A 436-nucleotide genomic window follows, 5' to 3' on the forward strand; every position below is an offset into this window, starting at 1 on the left:
TTGCTGTCCGTTGTACACTTAAACTTGCGTGCCGCTTTCGGCGTTAAATCCTGACGCTTCATGCTGGCTGCAATGGTTTTAACATTATGGCTATTACCGTTCTCAGCGAGTTCTTTCTGGATACATCTTGAACCATCTCGACCTTTACTGTTGTCAAAAGCATCTTTGACCTTTGTATCAAGCTCTTGACGAATTGTCTCGCGCTGGATGGCCTTGTGGCGATGCTTAATCCAATAATAAAACCCACTTCGAGAAACCCTGAATACCTTAACCATGCGGACAACACTGAAGCACAGCAAGTGTTCAAGCATGAATTCATAGCAATCTACTTTAGATTTTTCGCGAAGTAGGTGGCGGCCTTTTTTACGATATCTAGCTCTTCTGCTTGTTCTGCCAACTGTCTTTTGAGTTTGGCTACTTCAGCAGCTAGCTCTTG

Annotated in this window: 1 pseudogene; it reads right to left on the reverse strand. The window is 44.0% G+C overall.

From position 1 onward, the window contains the following. Window positions 1-436 (reverse strand): annotated as a pseudogene (locus UF05_RS16915) (IS3 family transposase); the annotation flags it as partial.

Origin of the sequence: Vibrio sp. S457-15, from assembly GCF_000960545.1 — a bacterium.
In the GTDB taxonomy this organism is placed as follows: domain Bacteria; phylum Pseudomonadota; class Gammaproteobacteria; order Enterobacterales; family Vibrionaceae; genus Vibrio; species Vibrio parahaemolyticus.